The 18,388-nt window shown below is 60.4% G+C and carries 19 protein-coding genes; 13 read left to right on the top strand and 6 right to left on the bottom strand.

What is annotated here, in order from left to right:
* Window positions 1-94 precede the first annotated feature (94 nt).
* Entirely contained in the window at window positions 95-1,111 is a 1,017-nt protein-coding gene (locus tag HB680_RS21320) for an AraC family transcriptional regulator (protein ID WP_213940473.1), read from the bottom strand.
* Between the two features lie 408 nt (window positions 1,112-1,519).
* Here HB680_RS21320 and efeU point away from each other — a divergent pair, with 408 nt between their 5' ends.
* The 4 genes from efeU to efeO (HB680_RS21340) are packed head-to-tail and all read left to right on the top strand — an operon-like array spanning window position 1,520 to window position 5,730.
* Window positions 1,520-2,359, top strand: a complete 840-nt coding sequence (gene efeU / locus HB680_RS21325) for an iron uptake transporter permease EfeU (RefSeq protein WP_213940475.1) — start codon at window positions 1,520-1,522, stop codon at window positions 2,357-2,359.
* A gap of 8 nt (window positions 2,360-2,367) precedes the next feature.
* Window positions 2,368-3,567 carry an iron uptake system protein EfeO gene (gene efeO / locus HB680_RS21330; protein ID WP_213940476.1) on the top strand — a complete coding sequence of 400 codons (1,200 nt, stop codon included), beginning with the start codon at window positions 2,368-2,370 and terminating at the stop codon, window positions 3,565-3,567.
* Between the two features lie 18 nt (window positions 3,568-3,585).
* On the top strand, window positions 3,586-4,881 hold the full coding sequence (efeB, locus tag HB680_RS21335) for an iron uptake transporter deferrochelatase/peroxidase subunit (RefSeq protein ID WP_213940477.1): 1,296 nt from the start codon (window positions 3,586-3,588) through the stop codon (window positions 4,879-4,881).
* A 24-nt stretch (window positions 4,882-4,905) separates the two neighbouring features.
* A complete protein-coding gene (efeO, locus tag HB680_RS21340) occupies window positions 4,906-5,730 on the top strand; it encodes an iron uptake system protein EfeO (RefSeq protein ID WP_213940478.1) in 825 nt (274 codons plus the stop codon).
* Between the two features lie 107 nt (window positions 5,731-5,837).
* Here the strand turns inward: efeO (HB680_RS21340) and pssA are convergent, their stop codons facing one another.
* A complete protein-coding gene (gene pssA, locus HB680_RS21345; protein WP_213940480.1) occupies window positions 5,838-7,181 on the bottom strand; it encodes a CDP-diacylglycerol--serine O-phosphatidyltransferase in 1,344 nt (447 codons plus the stop codon).
* 194 nt (window positions 7,182-7,375) lie between these two features.
* Between pssA and HB680_RS21350 the strand changes: the two genes are divergently transcribed.
* Together HB680_RS21350 and HB680_RS21355 are read left to right on the top strand one after the other, a co-directional pair.
* Window positions 7,376-7,939 (top strand): TetR/AcrR family transcriptional regulator, encoded by a 564-nt coding sequence (locus tag HB680_RS21350; protein ID WP_213940481.1) that lies wholly within the window; start codon window positions 7,376-7,378, stop codon window positions 7,937-7,939.
* A 57-nt stretch (window positions 7,940-7,996) separates the two neighbouring features.
* Window positions 7,997-8,476 carry a nuclear transport factor 2 family protein gene (locus tag HB680_RS21355; RefSeq protein ID WP_213940482.1) on the top strand — a complete coding sequence of 160 codons (480 nt, stop codon included), beginning with the start codon at window positions 7,997-7,999 and terminating at the stop codon, window positions 8,474-8,476.
* A 134-nt stretch (window positions 8,477-8,610) separates the two neighbouring features.
* On the opposite strand, the gene sfnG is transcribed toward HB680_RS21355, so the two are convergent.
* Window positions 8,611-9,705 carry a dimethylsulfone monooxygenase SfnG gene (sfnG, locus tag HB680_RS21360; RefSeq protein ID WP_213940483.1) on the bottom strand — a complete coding sequence of 365 codons (1,095 nt, stop codon included), beginning with the start codon at window positions 9,703-9,705 and terminating at the stop codon, window positions 8,611-8,613.
* Between the two features lie 354 nt (window positions 9,706-10,059).
* Here sfnG and HB680_RS21365 point away from each other — a divergent pair, with 354 nt between their 5' ends.
* Both HB680_RS21365 and HB680_RS21370 read left to right on the top strand, forming a co-directional pair.
* The gene (locus HB680_RS21365) at window positions 10,060-11,301 is read left to right on the top strand and encodes an acyl-CoA dehydrogenase family protein (RefSeq protein ID WP_213940484.1); all 1,242 of its coding nucleotides are present in this window, start codon (window positions 10,060-10,062) and stop codon (window positions 11,299-11,301) included.
* 218 nt (window positions 11,302-11,519) lie between these two features.
* Complete coding sequence (locus HB680_RS21370; protein WP_054045796.1) at window positions 11,520-12,299, top strand: TSUP family transporter; 780 nt, start codon at window positions 11,520-11,522, stop codon at window positions 12,297-12,299.
* Here HB680_RS21370 and nudC read toward each other — a convergent pair.
* From nudC to HB680_RS21385, 3 genes are all read right to left on the bottom strand, one after another.
* Window positions 12,267-13,097, bottom strand: coding sequence for an NAD(+) diphosphatase (gene nudC, locus HB680_RS21375; protein ID WP_213940485.1), 831 nt, complete (start codon window positions 13,095-13,097; stop codon window positions 12,267-12,269). The genes HB680_RS21370 and nudC overlap by 33 nt on opposite strands.
* A gap of 6 nt (window positions 13,098-13,103) precedes the next feature.
* Window positions 13,104-13,916: a crotonase/enoyl-CoA hydratase family protein gene (locus HB680_RS21380; protein ID WP_213940486.1), complete on the bottom strand. Its 813-nt coding sequence runs from the start codon at window positions 13,914-13,916 to the stop codon at window positions 13,104-13,106.
* 207 nt (window positions 13,917-14,123) lie between these two features.
* A complete protein-coding gene (locus HB680_RS21385; RefSeq protein WP_213940487.1) occupies window positions 14,124-14,897 on the bottom strand; it encodes a class I SAM-dependent methyltransferase in 774 nt (257 codons plus the stop codon).
* A 136-nt stretch (window positions 14,898-15,033) separates the two neighbouring features.
* Here HB680_RS21385 and HB680_RS21390 point away from each other — a divergent pair, with 136 nt between their 5' ends.
* The 5 genes from HB680_RS21390 to pncA all read left to right on the top strand — a co-directional run bounded on the left by HB680_RS21390 (window position 15,034) and on the right by pncA (window position 18,215).
* Entirely contained in the window at window positions 15,034-15,597 is a 564-nt protein-coding gene (locus tag HB680_RS21390) for a cytochrome b (protein WP_213940488.1), read from the top strand.
* 81 nt (window positions 15,598-15,678) lie between these two features.
* On the top strand, window positions 15,679-16,209 hold the full coding sequence (locus HB680_RS21395) for a tetratricopeptide repeat protein (RefSeq protein ID WP_213940489.1): 531 nt from the start codon (window positions 15,679-15,681) through the stop codon (window positions 16,207-16,209).
* Window positions 16,210-16,261: 52 nt separating this feature from the next.
* Window positions 16,262-16,759 carry a sigma-70 family RNA polymerase sigma factor gene (locus tag HB680_RS21400; protein ID WP_213940490.1) on the top strand — a complete coding sequence of 166 codons (498 nt, stop codon included), beginning with the start codon at window positions 16,262-16,264 and terminating at the stop codon, window positions 16,757-16,759.
* Entirely contained in the window at window positions 16,756-17,532 is a 777-nt protein-coding gene (locus HB680_RS21405) for a transcriptional regulator (protein WP_213940491.1), read from the top strand. Before HB680_RS21400 ends, HB680_RS21405 begins: the two co-directional genes overlap by 4 nt.
* A 41-nt stretch (window positions 17,533-17,573) precedes the next feature.
* Window positions 17,574-18,215: a bifunctional nicotinamidase/pyrazinamidase gene (gene pncA / locus HB680_RS21410; RefSeq protein ID WP_213940492.1), complete on the top strand. Its 642-nt coding sequence runs from the start codon at window positions 17,574-17,576 to the stop codon at window positions 18,213-18,215.
* Window positions 18,216-18,388 lie beyond the last annotated feature (173 nt).

The raw sequence follows: 18,388 nt of genomic DNA on the forward strand, positions 1-18,388 counted from the left end.
TATTGGTGTGACATAGACAGTGTTCACACCACAGAACTAATGTGGGAGCGAGCTTGCTCGCGATGGCGTCAGCCAAGGCAATGCAAACCTCGGATCAGCTCGCCTCGTTCAGAATCAAACTCCGATAATGCCCCGGATTGGTCCCCGACCACTTGCGAAACGCCTTATAGAACGAACTGGCATCGGCAAACCCCAACCGCGCGGCAATTTCGGCAAAGCTGATCGCCGGTTCCGCCAGCCAGACAATCGCCAATTCCTTGCGCACGCTGTCCTTCAACCCCTGCCAGGTCTGCCCCTCTTCAGCCAAGCGCCGGCGCAGGGTCGAGGCCGACATGCACAGCTGCTGCGCCAGGGCCTCGGTTTCCGGCCATTGCTCGGCGGGCAGTTGCCGCAAATCGTGCTTGATCCGACTGGCCAGACTTTCCGGGTCGCGGTATTTCACCAGGATGTTGGCCGGCGCATGGGCCAGGAAGCGCTTGAGTTCTTCCGGACTGCGCTTGATCGGCAGGTCCAGGCAATCGGCGGCGAAAATCATCCGCGTGCGCGGCCGGTCGAAGCGCAGGTTTTCGGAAAACATCACCTGATAGTCATCGCAAAAGTCTGGCGCCGGGCAGCGCAGCTCGATGGCCAGGATCGGAATCCGCCGCCCTGCCAGCCAACAGGCGACGCCGTGGACAATCATCCAATACGTGAAATAGGTGAAGGCCCGGCGCGGTTCCTGGTCGTCTTCGAGCAAGACGATTTCCGCCAGGCTTTGCTGGCGCACCAATTGCGCGGGCAAGTGTTCGAGCATCAATGACAGAAAGGCCAGGCCCGAGGTGAGGCCAGCGACGAGATTGGGCTGGACCATGGCGCAGCGGCACAGGAATTCCAGGCTACCAGATTTGAGCTGGCGCGGATCCATGCCGAAAAACTCATCATCCCCACGCCGTGCCAGCAAACGCCACAGTCGTGCGTACGAAGTGGCTGGGACTCGGGCGTCAACAGCGTCCAGCAACGCCGGATCAATCCCGACTTTGTGCAACGCCTCTTCGGTGGGCGCGCCAGGCGCGCAGCTCTGCAACAGCGCTTCACGCACCAGTTGGATGGCGATGGTGTCTTTTTCCGACATTGCGCGGGGTGAGCCCTGTTCTTGTTCAAGTGGCGGGCATATTAGCGCAGCGCAGAGCCCCTGTGGGAGCGGGCTTGCTCGCGAAGGGGCCGTGTCAGGCAGCATCTATTTGAATGACACACCGCCTTCGCGGGCAAGCCTCGCTCCTACAATGGATTTGTAGTCGATCACAAATTGGTGGTCATCCTGCAAACCTGTAGGAGCGAAGCTTGCTCGCGAAGAGGCCGGCACATTCAACATCTCTGCTGACTGACACGCCGCTTTCGCGGGCAAGCCTTGCCCCTACAGGGAACGGAGTGATCTTTTGGGTCGTTCAGCTCAGGTTCAGCTAAAGTCAATCGATCTCATGTGAGAATGAGTGTCATTATGTTACAACTTAGCAACCTAACTAACTCGACACGGTGCTGAATGCTTGTTCCCTTTTTGATCATGCTGCGCGAAGGCATTGAAGCGGCGTTGATCGTCGGCATTATCGCCAGCTACCTCAAACAAACCGGTCGCGGTCAGTGGATGCCCGCCGTATGGATTGGCGTGTTCCTCGCCGCTGCACTGGCGCTGTTGGTCGGTGGTGGCCTGGAGTTGATGAGCGCCGAGTTCCCGCAGAAGCAACAGGAACTGTTCGAAGGCATCGTCGGTTTGGTTGCCGTCGGCATTCTCAGTTCGATGGTGTTCTGGATGCGCAAAGTGGCGCGTTCGATCAAGCATTCCCTGCATGTTTCCCTCGATCACGCCTTGGCCGGCTCCAAGCATCAGGTCACGGCGCTGATCGCCATGGTGTTTTTCGCCGTGGCCCGGGAAGGACTGGAAACGGTGTTCTTTCTGCTGGCAGTGTTCCAGCAAAGCGAAGGCCCGGCGGCACCGATTGGCGCCCTGCTCGGCCTGATCCTGGCGATCATCGTCGGCTTCCTGATCTACACCGGCAGCATGCGCCTGAACCTCGGCGCGTTCTTCCGCTGGACCGGTTTGTTCATCCTGGTGGTGGCCGCCGGCATCCTTTCCAACTCGGTGCAGGCCCTGCATGAAGCGGGCGTCTGGAATCACCTGCAAACCGTGCTCTTCGACTTCAGCGCCACACTGCCGATGGATGGCCCGTTGGGCGCGGTGCTGGCCGGCATGTTCGGCTACCAGGACGCGCCGACCGTCAGCACCCTCGGCGCGTATCTGATTTATCTGGTGGTGGCGCTGGTGATGTTCTTCCTCCCGGCCGCCGCGCCCGTCAAGCAGTCTTCTTCCGTTTCCAGCCAGTAAGGGCTTTCATGTCAACGCCTATTCCTCCCGTGGCTTCACCTCCCCGCGCGTTGCGCTGGGCGGTGGCCGGTTCGGTGATCGTGATGATCGCGGCCGGTGGCCTGTTCTACTACGCCTCGAAAATGGCCGCTGCAAAGCGCCAGACCAACCATGACGAAGTGGTGGTGAACATTCACCCGAAAAGTTGCGAACCGAATGCGCTGACGGTCCCGGCCGGGCGCGCCAGTTTCCGCATCGTCAACCGCTCCGACCGTGCCGTTGAATGGGAAATCCTCGACGGCGTGCTGGTGCTCGAAGAACGGGAAAACATCGCCCCCGGGCTGAGCCAGGTGATCAACGCCAACCTCGCGCCCGGCGACTACGCGATCACCTGCGGTTTGCTGAGCAACCCCCGCGGCACCTTGCACGTGACCCCGACGGCTGCGTCCGACGCGGCGGCCAAGGCACAGCCATCGATGGTCGCGTTCATCGGTCCGCTGTCGGAATTCCGGGTGTACCTGAGCAGCCAGAGCAGCGCATTGATCAGAGCCACGACCGCGCTCAAGGACGCCATTGAGGCCGGCGATCTGGCCCAGGCTCAGGCGCTTTACGTGCCGGCCCGCGCCGCTTATCAACGGATCGCCCCGGCCGCCCAGCGTCTGGCCGAGCTCGATAACGCCGTCAACGCCCGTGCCGATTACTTCGAAAAACGTGAACAGGATCCGGCCTTCACCGGTTTCCATCGCCTCGAATACGCGTTGTTCCAGCAACGCAAACTCGACGCCCTGACGCCGGTGGCCATGCAGTTGATCATCGACATCACCACGCTCAAACAGCAATTGCTCGCCCAGTCCCTGCCGCCGGAGCAGTTGGTGAGCATTGTGGTGCGCAACCTCAACAGCATCGCCGAGGTTCGCGCCAGCAGCGGCGAAGAAGAACGCTACAGCCACACCGACCTGAATGGCTTTGCCGCCAACCTCGACGCGGCGCGCAAGGTTGTCGATCTGTTGCGGCCGTTGCTGAGCAAGTCTGCCGCCGAGTTGCTGCCAAAAATCGACAGTGCCATCAGCGCTTTCGACGCCGAACTCAATGGATTCAAGGTCAAGGACGGCTACGCCAGCTACGACACGGTCAGTGCCGAGCAGCGCAAACAGATCGCCGACAAGGCCAAAACCCTGGCCAGCGTACTCGACGAAATCGACCCAGCCCTTGGCCTTTCCGGCCTGTAAGTAGAAGACGACATTTAGATGAAAGACTTAGAACAGTTTTCCGCCCAGCGTCGCCGCGTATTGATGGGCATGGGCGCCGCCGGTGTCGCGTTGGCCGGCACCGCCCTGAGCTGCCCGGCGATGGCCGCGTCCAGCCAGGTGACCGAAGCGCCGAGCAGCGAAAAGACCGAAGATCGCCATACCTTTTATGGCAAGCACCAGACCGGCATTGTGACCCCGCGCCCGGCGTCGGGCATGTTGGTGTCGTTTGATGTATTGGCCGCCGACCGCGATGACCTGGAGCGACTGTTCCGCACCCTCAACGAGCGTATCGCGTTCCTGATGAAGGGCGGCGCCGTGGCGCAGGTTGATCCGAAATTGCCGCCCGTGGATTCAGGGATTCTTGGCCCGGTGGTCACGCCGGACAACCTGACCATCACCGTGTCGGTGGGCGAGTCGCTGTTCGATGAGCGCTTCGGCCTGGCCAACGCCAAACCCAAGCGGCTGATCCGCATGGTCGGTTTCCCCAACGATGCCCTGGAAGCCGATTGCTGCCACGGCGACTTGAGCCTGCAGTTCTGTTCCAACACCACCGACACCAACATCCACGCCCTGCGCGACATCGTGAAAAACCTGCCGGACCTGCTGCTGGTGCGCTGGAAACAGGAAGGTAGCGTACCGCCGCAAGCCCCGGCGAAATCCGGTGTGCCGGCGCAAAGTGCGCGCAACTTTTTGGGTTTTCGCGACGGTTCGGCTAACCCGGATTCCAACGACGCCAAGGCCATGGACAGCATCGTCTGGGTGCAACCGGGCAGCGACGAGCCGACCTGGGCCGCGAATGGCAGCTACCAGGCGGTGCGGATCATCCGCAATTTCGTCGAACGCTGGGACCGCACGCCGTTGCAGGAACAGGAAAGCATCCTCGGCCGGGTCAAGAGCAGCGGCGCACCGATGGGCGGCGAGCACGAATCCCAGGTCCCGGACTACGCCAAGGACCCGGAAGGCAAACTGACCAAGCTCGACGCGCACATTCGCCTGGCCAACCCGCGGACTGCGCAAACCCAGGCCAACCTGATCCTGCGTCGGCCGTTCAACTATTCCAACGGCGTGAACAAGAACGGCCAGCTCGAAATGGGCCTGTTGTTCATCTGCTACCAGGCCGACCTGGAAAAAGGCTTCATCACCGTCCAGACCCGCCTCAACGGCGAACCGCTGGAGGAATACCTCAAGCCGGTGGGCGGCGGGTACTTCTTCACCTTGCCGGGTGTTACGGGCGACAAAGACTTCATCGGTCGCTCGCTGCTCGACGCTACACACACCACAACAAACGCATAACAACCCCCAACACGGAACCGTCCCATGAAAAAGTCACCACTCGCTTTAATGCTGACCCTTGGCTTGCTCAACACCCCGTTTTCGGCTTTCGCGGCAACGGCGCCGCTGGATCTGGTGGGACCGGTATCGGACTACAAGATCTACGTCACCGAACAACTGGACCAGTTGGGTGAGCACACCCAGAAGTTCACCGACGCCGTGAAAAAAGGCGACCTGGCTACCGCGCAAAAGCTCTACGCACCGACCCGCGTCTTCTACGAGTCGATCGAGCCGATTGCCGAGCTGTTCAGTGACTTGGATGCGTCCATCGACTCCCGTGTCGACGACCACGAAAAAGGCGTGAAAGCCGAAGACTTCACCGGTTTCCACCGCATCGAATACACCCTGTTCTCGGAAAAGAGCACCCAGGGTCTGGGCGAATTGGCTGATGGTCTGAACAAAGACGTCAAAGACCTGCAAGCCCGCGTCGCCGGCCTGACCTTCCCGCCTGAGAAAGTCGTGGGCGGTGCTGCTGCGCTGCTTGAAGAAGTGGCGGCGACCAAGATCTCCGGTGAAGAAGACCGTTACAGCCACACCGACCTTTATGACTTCCAGGGCAACATCGACGGTGCGAAGAAAATCGTCGACCTGTTCCACCCGCAGATCGAGAAGCAGGACAAAGCCTTCATCGCCAAGGTCGACAAGAACTTTGCGACCGTGGACAAGATCCTGGCCAAGTACAAAACCAAGGATGGCGGTTTCGAAACTTACGACAAAGTGAAAGAAGCGGATCGTAAGGCGCTGGTTGGCCCGGTGAATACCTTGGCGGAAGATTTGTCGACGTTGCGCGGGAAGTTGGGGCTGAACTAAGCCTCGGCGTCGTTTGTAAAAAGATCGCAGCCTTCGGCAGCTCCTACGGGGTGTACGTCATCCCAATGTAGGAGCTGCCGGAGGCTGCGATCTTTTGCTTTTAAGCTTTACAACATCCGATACAGCAACCGCTCAATCCGCACCCTGCTTACCCGCTTGAGAAACTTGGCCACCGCCCCCGGGTATTCCGGCAGGGTTTCCAGGTCCAGGTAACGCGTGACGCGTTCGGTGTTCTCGAAAATCTCCGCCAGCTCTTGGCGACGCGGCACCTGCAACTCGTTTTTCGGGTCGTCGATCAACAACGCGTTTTCCAGATCGAGACGGAACGCCCGTGGGTTGAGGTTGTTGCCGGTCAGCAAGGTGTAGCGCTCGTCGATCCACATGCCCTTGAGGTGATAGGTGTTGTCGCCGTCACGCCATAGGTGCAGGTTCAACTGGCCGCTGTCGATGTTCTGCTGATGGCGCTTGGCGAAGCGGCGCAGGCTGATCTCGTAGAGGTACGGCAGCGCGGCGATCACCTTGAACGGCTCGTTCGGCGGGATGTAGAAGTCGTTGGCGGTCTTGTCGCCGACGATGATGTCGATCTTCACCCCACGGGCCAGGGCCCGGTTGATTTCCCGGGTCACTTGCAGCGGCAGGTTGAAATACGGCGTGCAGATGGTTAGTTGATGTTGGGCGCTGGCGATCAATTCGCAGATCACCCGGCTCAGCGGGTTGTTCTTGCCCACACCGAGCAATGGACTCACCGACAAACCACCCTTGGCCGTGCTGCCAGCCGTGGTGTCGTAGGTCGCGTGCTTGAGACGGCTGCGCAGGTCGCCGATGTCGTTGCGCAGGCTGCGGGTGGTCGGCAGGTTCGGCAGATCGAGGCGATGCACCGCTTTAGAGGCGATCAAACCGTGCTGGATCAGGTGCTGCATGGAATCGGCCAGCGCGCTGTTCTGCAGCAGGTGATAGCGGTCGTAGCGGTACTTGTCGAATTTGTGCAGGTACACGTTGTTCAGGCTCGCGCCGCTGTAGATCACGCAATCATCGATCACGAAACCTTTCAGGTGCAGCACGCCGAACAGCTCGCGGGTCTGCACCGGCACGCCGTACACCGGCACTTCGCTGGCATGAGTACGGGTCATTTCCTGATACCAGGCCGAATTGCCCGGCTGCTTGCCTGCGCCGATCAAGCCACGCTGGGCGCGCAACCAGTCGACGACCACCACCACGTCCAGTTCCGGACGCGCCAGTTTGGCAGCGTGCAAGGCATCGAGGATTTCCTGGCCGGCTTCGTCGTGTTGCAAATAAAGCGCGACGATGTAGATGCGCTGGGTCGCCTGGGCGATTTTTTCCAGCAGGCAACGACGGTATTCGGCGGCGCCGGACAGAATGGTGACGGCATCGGCGGTCAGCGGAAAACTGCGCAGTTTAGGCAGCAGAGAGCGTTTGAAAAGCGACGGCATAAGGCTCGCAAAAAGGTCGAATCCGAAGAACCCGAGAGCTTACACCATGGATGGGTTTGGGTCTTGTTGAGGGCAAAAGATCGCAGCCTTCGGCAGCTCCTACAGAGATCGGTGTAGGAGCTGCCGAAGGCTGCGATCTTTTGACTTTAAAAAACCGGTTGACCAAGGAGAACGATCGTTCTACTGTTTGCCGCATGAACGAACTCACCAGCAACGACACACGCAACATCATTCTGGACGTCACCGAAAAGTTGATCTACAAAAGTGGCATTGCCGCCACCGGCATGGATCTTCTGGTGAAAACCGCCGGCGTCTCCCGGAAAAGTATCTACCGCTACTTCGCCAACAAGGAGGAACTGACCGTCGCCGCCCTGCAACGCCGCGACGTGCGCTGGATGAACTGGTACCGCACTGAAGTCGACAACGCCCCGACCCCGGCCGAGCGCCTGCTCAACCTGTTTACCGTGCTCCGGGCCTGGTTTGACTCCGAAGGCTTTCGCGGCTGTGCTTTCATTAACACCAGCGGTGAAACCGGCGACCCGCAAGACCCGGTTCGCCTGGTCGCCAAAGACCATAAACAGAAATTGCTCGACTACGTGTGCGAGCTTTGTACCGAACATGGCGCCACCGACCCGCAGGCACTGTCCAGACAGTTGCTGATCCTGATCGATGGGGCCATTACCGTAGCGCTTGTGATGGGTGATCACAGCGCCGCCGATAATGCGCAATGCATGGCGCGAAAGTTATTGGACCTGTAACTGCTTAATCAAGCTCGACACTGTGTTTTAACTTTACTTTGATCAGGAGACATTAAAATGTCATCTAACGCCGAAGTTCGTCCGCCATTGCCGCCGTTCACCCGTGAATCGGCGATTGAAAAAGTTCGCCTGGCCGAAGATGGCTGGAACTCCCGCGACCCGGAGCGCGTCTCCCTGGCCTACACCCTGGACACCCAGTGGCGTAACCGCGCCGAATTCGCCTACAACCGCGAAGAAGCCAAAGGTTTCCTGACCCGCAAATGGGCCAAGGAACTGGACTACCGATTGATCAAGGAACTCTGGGCCTTCACCGGCAACCGCATCGCCGTGCGCTACGCCTATGAATGGCACGACGACTCGGGCAACTGGTTCCGTTCCTACGGTAACGAAAACTGGGAGTTTGACGAGAACGGCTTGATGGCCAACCGTTTTGCCTGCATCAACGATATGCCGATCAAAGAAAGCGAGCGTAAATTCCATTGGCCGCTGGGGCGTCGTCCGGATGATCATCCGGGCCTGTCCGACCTGGGCCTGTAACTTACCCGACTTGAAATGATTTCCCCTGTAGGAGCTGCCGAAGGCTGCGATTTTTTGATGTTGCTTTTTAAGGGCAAGATCAAAAGATCGCAGCCTCGCTTCACTCGGCAGCTCCTACAGAGGATTTGGGGTGGTTAGGCGACTTCGGCAGCCTGCTTGCTCAGCGCTTTGGCCTCAAGCTCGCGCACCAACGGCAGCACCCGCTTGCCGAAATACTCCACCTCTTCCTGGAAGTGCAGGAACCCCGCCAGCACCAAATCCACGCCCACGACTTTCAACGCCACAATGCGCTCGGCAATCTGCTGCGGCGTGCCGATCAGGTTGGTTTTGAAGCCGTCGTTGTACTGCACCAGATCCTCGAACGTCGACTTGGCCCAGTTACCCTCACCTTCTGGCGACGCCCTGCCCGCCTGCTTCGCCGCATCGCCAAACGCATTCACTGCTTCCGGGTCGGCCTGGTCGATGATTTGCGCCAACACCGCGCGGGCTTCTTCTTCAGTATCGCGAGCGATGACAAACGCGTTCACCCCGACCTTCACCGAGTGATTGTTCGCCGCAGCCTTGGTCCGGATGTCGTCGACCTGGGCCTTGATACCTTCGGGGGTGTTGCCGTTGGTGAAGTACCAATCCGAGACCCGCGCCGCCATGTCCCGCGCCGCGCGGGAACTGCCGCCCTGGAAGACTTCCGGTTGGCCCAGTGGTTTGGGTTTGAGGCTGTAATTGTCGAAGCGGTAGAAATCGCCACGGAACGTGAAGTTGTCCTGAGTCCAAATGCCCTTGAGCGAACGAATAAACTCTTCGGAACGACGATAGCGCTCGTCGTGTTCCAGCCAGTGTTCGCCGATGGCCTGGAATTCACCCTTGAACCAGCCGCTGACGATGTTCACCGCCACCCGGCCATTGGTGAGTTGGTCGATGGTCGCCAGTTGTTTGGCCGCCAGCGCCGGTTGCCACGGGCCGGGCAGGATCGCGGCGATCACTTTGAGTGTGGTGGTGGCCGCCAGCAGCGCGTGGCTGAAGGCAACGGATTCATGCTGGAACTCGGCACCGTACCCGGCGGTGAAGCGAATCTGCGTCAGGGCGTATTCGAACCCCGCCGCTTCGGCCAGTTGCGCCAGTTTGCGGTTGTAGTCGATGCCCCAGTGGGTGCGCTGCTCGATCTTGCTGACCACCAGCCCACCGCTGACGTTCGGTACCCAATAGGCAAATTTGACGGCTTGCTGACTCATTGGCTTGTCCTCAGGACTTTCGGGAAGTCTTTGGACAAGAGCAGCAACCGTGCCAGTGCTCCATCGCGCTGGTGACAGGACAGTCTCAAGACTGGCGAGATCCTTGTGGGAGCGGGCTTGCTCGCGAATGCGGTGTATCAGCCAGCGAAGATGTTGCATGTCATACCGCATTCGCGAGCAAGCCCGCTCCCACAGGGATTCGGGGGTGTCAGGGGCAATTTGCTGTTGCACTGTTGGTGCAGCAACAGTTCAACCCCCGCCAAAACCCACAACACCCTATAAACATGGCCTGCGCGCTTCGGCATGGACCGTGCAATCCCCCCTGTCTCAACTGCCGATCCCAGGAACTGCGCCATGACCGAACACCAGGTAATCAATCCTCTTTCCACCGGTACTGACTATGAAGCGTTGGCGTCGCGATTTCGGCCGATCTTTGAACGCATCGCCGCCGGCGCCGTTGAGCGCGAACAGTCCCGCAGCCTGCCCTACGAGCCGATCCAGTGGCTCAAGGAAGCCGGTTTTGGCGCCGTGCGCGTTCCGGTGGAGTACGGCGGTGGCGGTGCTTCGGTGCCGCAACTGTTCGAACTGCTGATCGAACTGGCCGAAGCCGATTCCAACGTGCCCCAGGCCTTGCGCGGACACTTCGCCTTTGCCGAGGACCGCCTCAACGCGGCGCCCGGCCCGGCGCGGGACGTCTGGTTCAAACGCTTCGTGGCCGGCGACATCGTCGGTTGCGCCTGGACCGAAATCGGCAGCGTGACCATCGGCGATGTGATCACCAAAGTCTCGCCCCACGGCGATCAATGGCGGCTCAACGGCGAGAAGTTCTACAGCACCGGGAGCATTTTTTCCGACTGGATCGACGTCTACGCCCAGCGCAGCGACACCGGCGGCGACGTGATCGCCGCCGTGCGCACCCGCCAGCCCGGCATTGTGCAGAGCGACGACTGGGACGGTTTCGGCCAGCGCACTACTGGCAGCGGTACGTCGCGGTTTGTCGATGCCGAAGTCGACGCCGAAAACATCATCGACTTCGCCACCCGCTTCAAATACCAGACGGCGTTCTATCAACTGGTGCTGCTGGTGACCCTGGCCGGCATCGGCCGTTCAGCCTTGCGCGACGTGGCGCATCAGGTCCGCGAACGCAAACGCATCTACAGCCATGGCAATGCCCCGCATGTCAGCCAGGATGCGCAGGTGCAACAGGTGGTCGGTGAGATTGCGGCGTTGGTGTATGCCGCCGAAGCCACTGCGTTGAAGGCGGCGCAACCGGCGCAACGGGCTTATGAGGCGCGGTTCTTTGGCGATGACCTTTTAGAACAAGCGGCCAATGTCGCGGCGGAAATCGAATCGGCCAAGGCGCAAGTGGTGGTCACCGAGCTGATTCAACGCGCGACCACAGAACTGTTCAATGCACTGGGGGCCTCGGATATTCGCCAGGGTAAATCGCTGGATCGGCATTGGCGTAATGCGCGGACGGTGTCGTCGCACAATCCGGTGATCTACAAGGCGCGGATTATTGGGGATTGGGCGATTAACGGGACTGAGCCGCCGTTTGTTTGGCAGATCGGGAATGGGCCGCAGCGCAAAGTCTAAAACCGCTGCACACCATCCCTGTAGGAGCTGTCGAGTGCAACGAGGCTGCGATCTTTTGATCTTGCTCTTAAAAAACAACATCAAAAGATCGCAGCCTCGTTGCACTCCGCAGCTCCTACGCAGCTCCTGCCAGACGGGTCGCCGCAAAGGTTCGATATGGGTAAGATACCGGCCTTCCCCGCAGCCTCTTTCTGCGCCCCGCCGAATAAGCCGATTCCATGCCTTTCGAACTCAGCGTTGACCTCACCACCCTGGCCATTCTGGCCTTTGTCGCTTTCATTGCCGGTTTCATCGACGCCATTGCCGGCGGTGGCGGCCTGCTCACCACTCCTGCGCTGCTGACCGCCGGCCTGCCGCCGCACCTGGTGCTGGGCACCAACAAACTGAGTTCGACCTTCGGCTCGGCCACCGCCAGTTTCACCTTCTATCGCCGCAAGCTGTTCCACCCCAAGCAATGGGTACACGCCATCGTCGGCACATTGGTCGGCGCCTTGACCGGCGCAGTGGTCGCGCATTACCTGCCCGCCGAATGGCTGAACAAGATGCTACCGGTGATCGTCTTCGCCTGCGGCGTCTACCTATTGTTTGGCGGCACGCCGAAAGCGCCGCTGGACAGCGACGCACCGATCAAGAAAAAGTGGCAATCGACCCAAGGCTTTAGCCTCGGTTTCTACGATGGCGTAGCCGGCCCCGGCACCGGTGCGTTCTGGACCGTCAGCAGCATGCTCATGTACCCCATCGACCTGGTGAAGGCCAGCGGCGTGGCCCGCAGCATGAACTTCGTCAGCAACATTGCGGCGCTGTCGGTGTTCGTGTTTTCCGGGCAGGTGGACTGGATTATTGGCCTCAGCATGGGCGTGTCGGTGATGGTTGGCGCGTTCTTCGGCGCGCGCACCGCCATCAGCGGCGGTGCCAAGTTCATTCGCCCGGTGTTCATCACCGTGGTGCTGGGCCTGACCGTGCGGCTAGCCTGGCAGCACTGGTTCAGCGTGGCCTAAGCGCCGCGCCAGGTAGACGTCGATCAGGTAACGGGCAATCGAGCGCGATGCTGGCAACGGCGGCATTGCGTGGATGTTGAACCACTGGGCGTCCTCGATTTCGTCCTCCTGACAGACGATCTCGCCACCCGCGTATTCGGCATGAAACCCGAGCATCATCGAGTGCGGGAAAGGCCAGCACTGGCTGCCCATGTACTGGATGTTCTTGACCTCGATCTGCACCTCTTCGCGAACCTCGCGGATCAGGCAATCCTCGGCCGATTCACCCGGCTCGGCAAACCCCGCCAACGTGCTGTAGACCCCGGCGACAAAACGCGGCGAACGCGCCAGCAGCACTTCGTCGCCACGGGTGACGAGCACGATCATGCTCGGCGAAATCCGTGGGTAATAACGGATATCACACGGCTCGCAGTACATTGCGCGCTCGCGTGGAACCTGATGCGTCGCTTGCCCGCAGTTGCCGCAAAAGCGGTGTTCGCGGTACCAGGTGCCGATTTGCGCGGCGTAACCGAGCACCTTGTAGACGGTGTGATCGCCCTCCAGCATGAACGCCCGCAAGCCTTTCCAGTTGCAGCCCGGTACTTCACCGGGACTGCGCAACTCCAGCAGGTAGACGGGCTCGCCATCAAGGTGGCCGATGCCGTGTTCGGCGAGGATCGACAGGTCCTGGCGCTTGAGCCATTCCCGGGGGAACAGCGCGCCATTGTCATCGAACAGAAAGCCTTCAGGGCTGCGTGCCACGGCCCAGCCGCCGGGTTGATCGGTGTCCAGTACTGCGGTGGTCCAGCGTGAAATCATGGTTAATCAGTCCAGAAATTCGGGTTTCTGTTTGCTCATATGGGCGGCCATGGCCACGCGCAGATCGGTGGATTGCAGCATGGCGGCGTTCCAGGTGGCGACGTATTCGAGGCCGTCGTCGATGCGATGGTCGCGCATGTAGCTGATCATCTCTTTGGTGCCGCTGATAGCGATCGGCGACTTGCCGGCGATCTCGCGGGCAATGCCCATCACGCCATCGAGCAGGCTGTCGCGGTCGCTGTAGACCCGATTGACCAGGCCCATGCCGCGCGCTTCCTCGGCCCCAAAGTTGCGACCAGTGTAAGCCAGTTCACGCAGCATGCCGTCACCGATGATCCGCGGCAAGCGTTGCAGTGTGCCGACGTCGGCGGCCATGCCGATGTCGATTTCCTTGATCGAGAATTGTGCGTCTTCGGCGGCATAGCGCATGTCGCAGGCTGCGATCAGGTCGATGGCGCCGCCCAGGCAATAACCCTGAATCGCCGCGAGCACGGGTTTGCGGCAGTTATCGACGGCATTGAACGAGGCTTGCAGGGCGAGGATCTTACGCCGCAGCAGGCGCGCATTGCGGCCGACGTCCTTGCCCAGTTCATTGGCCACGCCGGCCAGCATCATCAGGTCGATGCCGGAGGAAAAGTGTTTGCCGGCGCCACTGAGGACCACCACCCGCACTGCGTCGGTGTCGTCGATCCATTGGAAAATCTCGATGATCTCGCTCCAGAACGCGGCATTCATCGAGTTGATCTTTTCCGGGCGGTTGATCTGCACATGGGCGATGTTGTCGGCAAGTTCGACGGTGAACGCGGTGTACTGAGACATGGCAGTGATCCTTGACCGGGCAGAAAATGAGGCCCGAACTATAACAAGGCATCGCGGGTGGGAGTAAGGCAGTGGTTCGGCCAAATGCGGGACTGGCTGTTGGTTTTGTGTTGCCTGGTCTGGCCCCTTCGCGAGCAAGCCCGCTCCCACAGGGGATGCATTCCAAATGTGGGAGCGGGCTTGCTCGCGAATGGCCGCGCCGCCGATCTAACCCCCTTTCACCGCCACAAAGGCCGCCGTCACATAAGGCACAGTAATCACATCCTTACCCCGTAACTCCGGCTCACTTTCAATCAACGCCTTCATCTGCGCATCCACCGCATCCCGCTGCGCCTTGGGCAACGCCGCAATAAAACTGGTGGACCGCACCCGATTGAAAATCACATCCTCCGGCGAGCCCGTATGCCCATGCCCGAAATGCTGCGCCTGCAACGGCCCAAACGCCTTGTGCGGAAAAGCCAGGCGCCAGGCGCCGGTGTAGTAGCGCGGGGTATCACCTTCCAGGGCGTTGACGATCGCGTCGAGTTTCGGCACCCAACTCACCCGGGTATCGCGCAGGTTCCATACCAGGCCCAACTTGCCGCCCGGCTTGAGCACCCGGGCGATTTCGCTGAGGGCTTCGGGGCTGGCGAACCAGTGGAAGGCCTGGGCGCAGACCACCACGTCCACCGAGGCATCCGGCAGCGGCAAATCGGTGGCAGTACCGCTGACAGCGAGCACGTCAGGATAAGCTGCGGATAACTTGTCGAGCATTTCCGGCACCGGCTCGACAGCAATCACCTGCGCCCCGGTGGCCACCAGGCGCCCGGTGAATTTGCCGGTGCCGGCACCGAGGTCAATCACGGTTTTGTCGTCATTGAGGCCTAACGTGCCAGTCAGCCAGTCCGCCACTTGCGGCGGATAGTCCGGGCGGCCGCGCACATAGGTGTCAGCCCCGGTTTTGTAGCCATCGGCAGCAGCAGGGTGAATGTGTTCTCTCATGGCAGTTCTCCCGATTGACAGCGATGCTTGCGAGCATAGCGAATGGACTTGAACTTCCCCTGCAAAGATCTCAAGAAAGAAATGAATAATTGTTCACACAACGGTGTTCACTTGCCATCGCCCATGAGGATTGCCCATGAACCGCCTGAACGTCGATTCGCCGACACGTTACGACCGCTTGACCATGAGCCTGCACTGGCTGACTGCCGCGCTGGTGATTTTCATGTTCGCCAGTGCACAAATCTGGGAGCAACTGGCCAAAGGCACGCCGCTGCGCAAGGGTTTGCAGTCGGTGCACATTTCCTGCGGCATCCTGCTGGCGGTGATTGTCATCGGCCGATTGCTCTGGCGCCTGTCCCGTGGCCGGCGTTTGCCCCCGGCCAATCAGGGCGTGATGAACATTGCAGCGAAAACCGCGCATCTGGCGTTGTACTTGCTGCTGCTGTTGAGCCAGATCGTGCTGGGTTTCCTGTTTCGCTGGGCCCAGGCCGAACCGTTCAACTTCTTCGGGTTGTTTGATGTCCCAATGTTGATGACCTTCGATAAAAGCATGAAGTCGGTATTTGGCGGCCTGCATGAAAACGTGGCGTGGGCCATCATCCTTCTGGCCGGGCTGCACGCAGTGATGGCGCTGGTCCATCATTACGGCCTGCGTGACGGTACGTTGCGCCGGATGTTGCCCGGGCGCGATATCAACTGAAGCGAATAAAACACCGGGGCCGGGTGTTCTATGGATACCTGCCCTTGAATGCTGTTTTCTCTGTGAATGGAGTTTCGCAAAATGCAAATCCGTTTCGCTGTGTTCACCGCCCCGCTGCTGCTGGTCGCGGCGTTATCGAGCACGATGGCGTTTGCCAACGGTGACGATGACGCGCCAGCCAAGCCCAATTGCCCCAAAGGTCAGGTGTTCGACAGCAAGTCGAACAAGTGCGTGCTGCAAACCAGCAGCCTGGTGCCGGACGCCGACCGCACTGACTACGCCTATCGCCTGGCCAAGGACGGTCGTTACGAAGAAGCCCTGGCCCTGCTCGATACGCTTAAAGATCCAAACACCGCCAAAGCCCTCAACTATCGCGGCTACGCCACGCGTAAACTGGGCCGCACCGACGAAGGCATCGGCTATTACCTGCAATCGGTCAAACTCGACCCGCAGTATGCGCAAGTGCGCGAATACCTCGGCGAGGCGTATGTGATCAAAGGTCGACTGGATCTGGCCCAGGAACAGTTGCAGCACATCAAATCGATCTGCGGCAGCACCTGCGAGGAATACCAGGACCTGGCCGAAGCCATCAACGATTCATCGAAAACCTGACACCGAACGGACGGAGGTCGCTATCGCCAGCGATCAGGCAGTACGAGCAGAGTTGGGCCAGCATCTGGCGCGGTTATGGCGCTACGGCTTGCTGCTGTCCCGACAACGGCATGTGGCCGAAGACCTGGTGCAAGCCACTTGCGTGCGCGCATTGGAGCGAGCCGGGCAATATGAGCCTGGCACCCGCATGGACCGCTGGCTGCTGAGCATCTTGCACTCGATCTGGCTCAATGAAGTACGCGCCCGGCGCGTGCGTCTGGGCCAGGGTCTGGTGAACGCCGATGAGGCGCTGTCGTTCGACGGTGAACACGCGGCGCAAACCCATGTGTTTGCCGCGCAGGTGATCCGCCGGGTCGATGCCTTGCCCGAAACCCAGCGTGAAACGGTGTACCTGGCCTATGTAGAGGGCTTGTCCTACCGCGAAGTGGCCGATGTGCTGCAAGTGCCCATCGGCACGGTCATGAGCCGACTGGCCACCGCCCGCTTGAAACTCGCGGAGTACCCGCCCCTGCATGCCGTACCGAACCCAACCACGGGAGAACGTCGATGAACGACCACTCACGACCGACAATACCGTCGGATGAACAGTTGGTGGCCTACCTCGACGACCAGCTCGACACCGAGCAGCGCACCCGCATCGCCGCCGCCATCCAGGAAGACCCGACGCTCAGCCTGCGCCTGCAATGGCTGGCCCGCAGCAACCTGCCGTTCAAGGACGCCTACGACGAACTGGGTCAGCAAGCGCCGTTGGAGCGCCTGCAAGCCATGCTCGACACCTTGCCCAGCCCTGCCCGTCCGGCCCTGAACCGGCGCTGGTTCCTGGCGGCCGCCGCGGGTCTGGTGCTCAGCAGTGTGGTGGCGGATCGGCTGTTTCTTGGCTGGCAGTTGAGCCAGCAGAAAAACAACTGGCGCGGGCTGGTGGCGGACTATATGTCGCTCTACGTGCCGCAAACCCTGGAACATTTGCCCAGCGACGAGCCCGCCCAACGCGCGCAATTGCGCACCATCGACAGCCGTTTGGGTCTGAATCTAGCGCCGGCAAAACTGGCCTTGCCGCGCCTGGAGCTCAAGCGTGCGCAAATCCTCGAGTACGACGGCGTGCCCATCGCGCAGATTACCTACCTCGACCCGACTCACGGCCCGATGGCATTGTGCGTCACCCGTTCCAACAAAGGCAGCCGGCCGTTTGCCCAGGAGCGTCGGCACAACATGAATGTCGTGTATTGGGCTGACACGGAACACGCCTGGATGCTGATCGGCCATAGCTCCATGGCGGATCTTGAGGACATGGCCAAGGTGTTGAGAGGCCGACTGAGCGCATGACGACTATGCTAGGCACCTGACTTCCAAGGAGGAAACCCACCATGCCACATCCCGCGCTCCACCCTTCACGCACGGCCTTGCTGGTGATCGACGTGCAAAACGACTTCATCCCCGGCGGCCAACTGGCGGTGCCCGAAGGCGACCTGATCGTGCCCTTGATCAATCGCCTCGGCGCTCAATTCACCCAAGTGGTGATCGCCCAGGACTGGCACCCGTCGGGGCATGCCTCGTTTGCGTCCAGCCACCCAGATCGCAAACCCTACGATGTGATTCAACTGCCCTACGGCGAGCAAACGCTGTGGCCGGAGCATTGTGTGCGCGGCACCCATGGGGCCGAGTTGCACACCGATCTGGATTTGCCTCATGCGCAACTGATCATTCGCAAGGGCTGCAATCCGGATATCGACAGTTATTCGGCGTTTCTGGAGGCTGATCGCACCACTGCAACCGGTTTGGCCGGGTACTTGAAGGAACGGGGGATCGACACCGTTTACGTAGTCGGACTGGCGCTGGATTTCTGCGTGATGTTTACCGCGCTGGATGCGCGGACGTCGGGGTTTAACGCGTTCGTGGTGCTGGATGCTTGCCGGGCGATTGATCTGGATGGCTCGTTGGCGGCGGCGACTGAGCGGATGCAGGTGGCCGGGGTTGGGTTGATTCAATCCGCGGCGATACTCGCCTGACATCACACGATCTGTAGCAACTGCCGAGCCTGCGTCCGGCCTGTAGCAGCTGCCGAGCCTGCGTTCGGTCTGTAGCAGCTGCCGAGGTACGAGGCTGCGTTCGGCTGCGCAGCAGTCGTCAAACCTGAATGCACGGTGTTCCTGAAACACCGCGTCGTCTGATTTTACGACTG

Origin of the sequence: Pseudomonas sp. dw_612 (genome assembly GCF_018449725.1) — a bacterium.
Lineage (GTDB): Bacteria > Pseudomonadota > Gammaproteobacteria > Pseudomonadales > Pseudomonadaceae > Aquipseudomonas.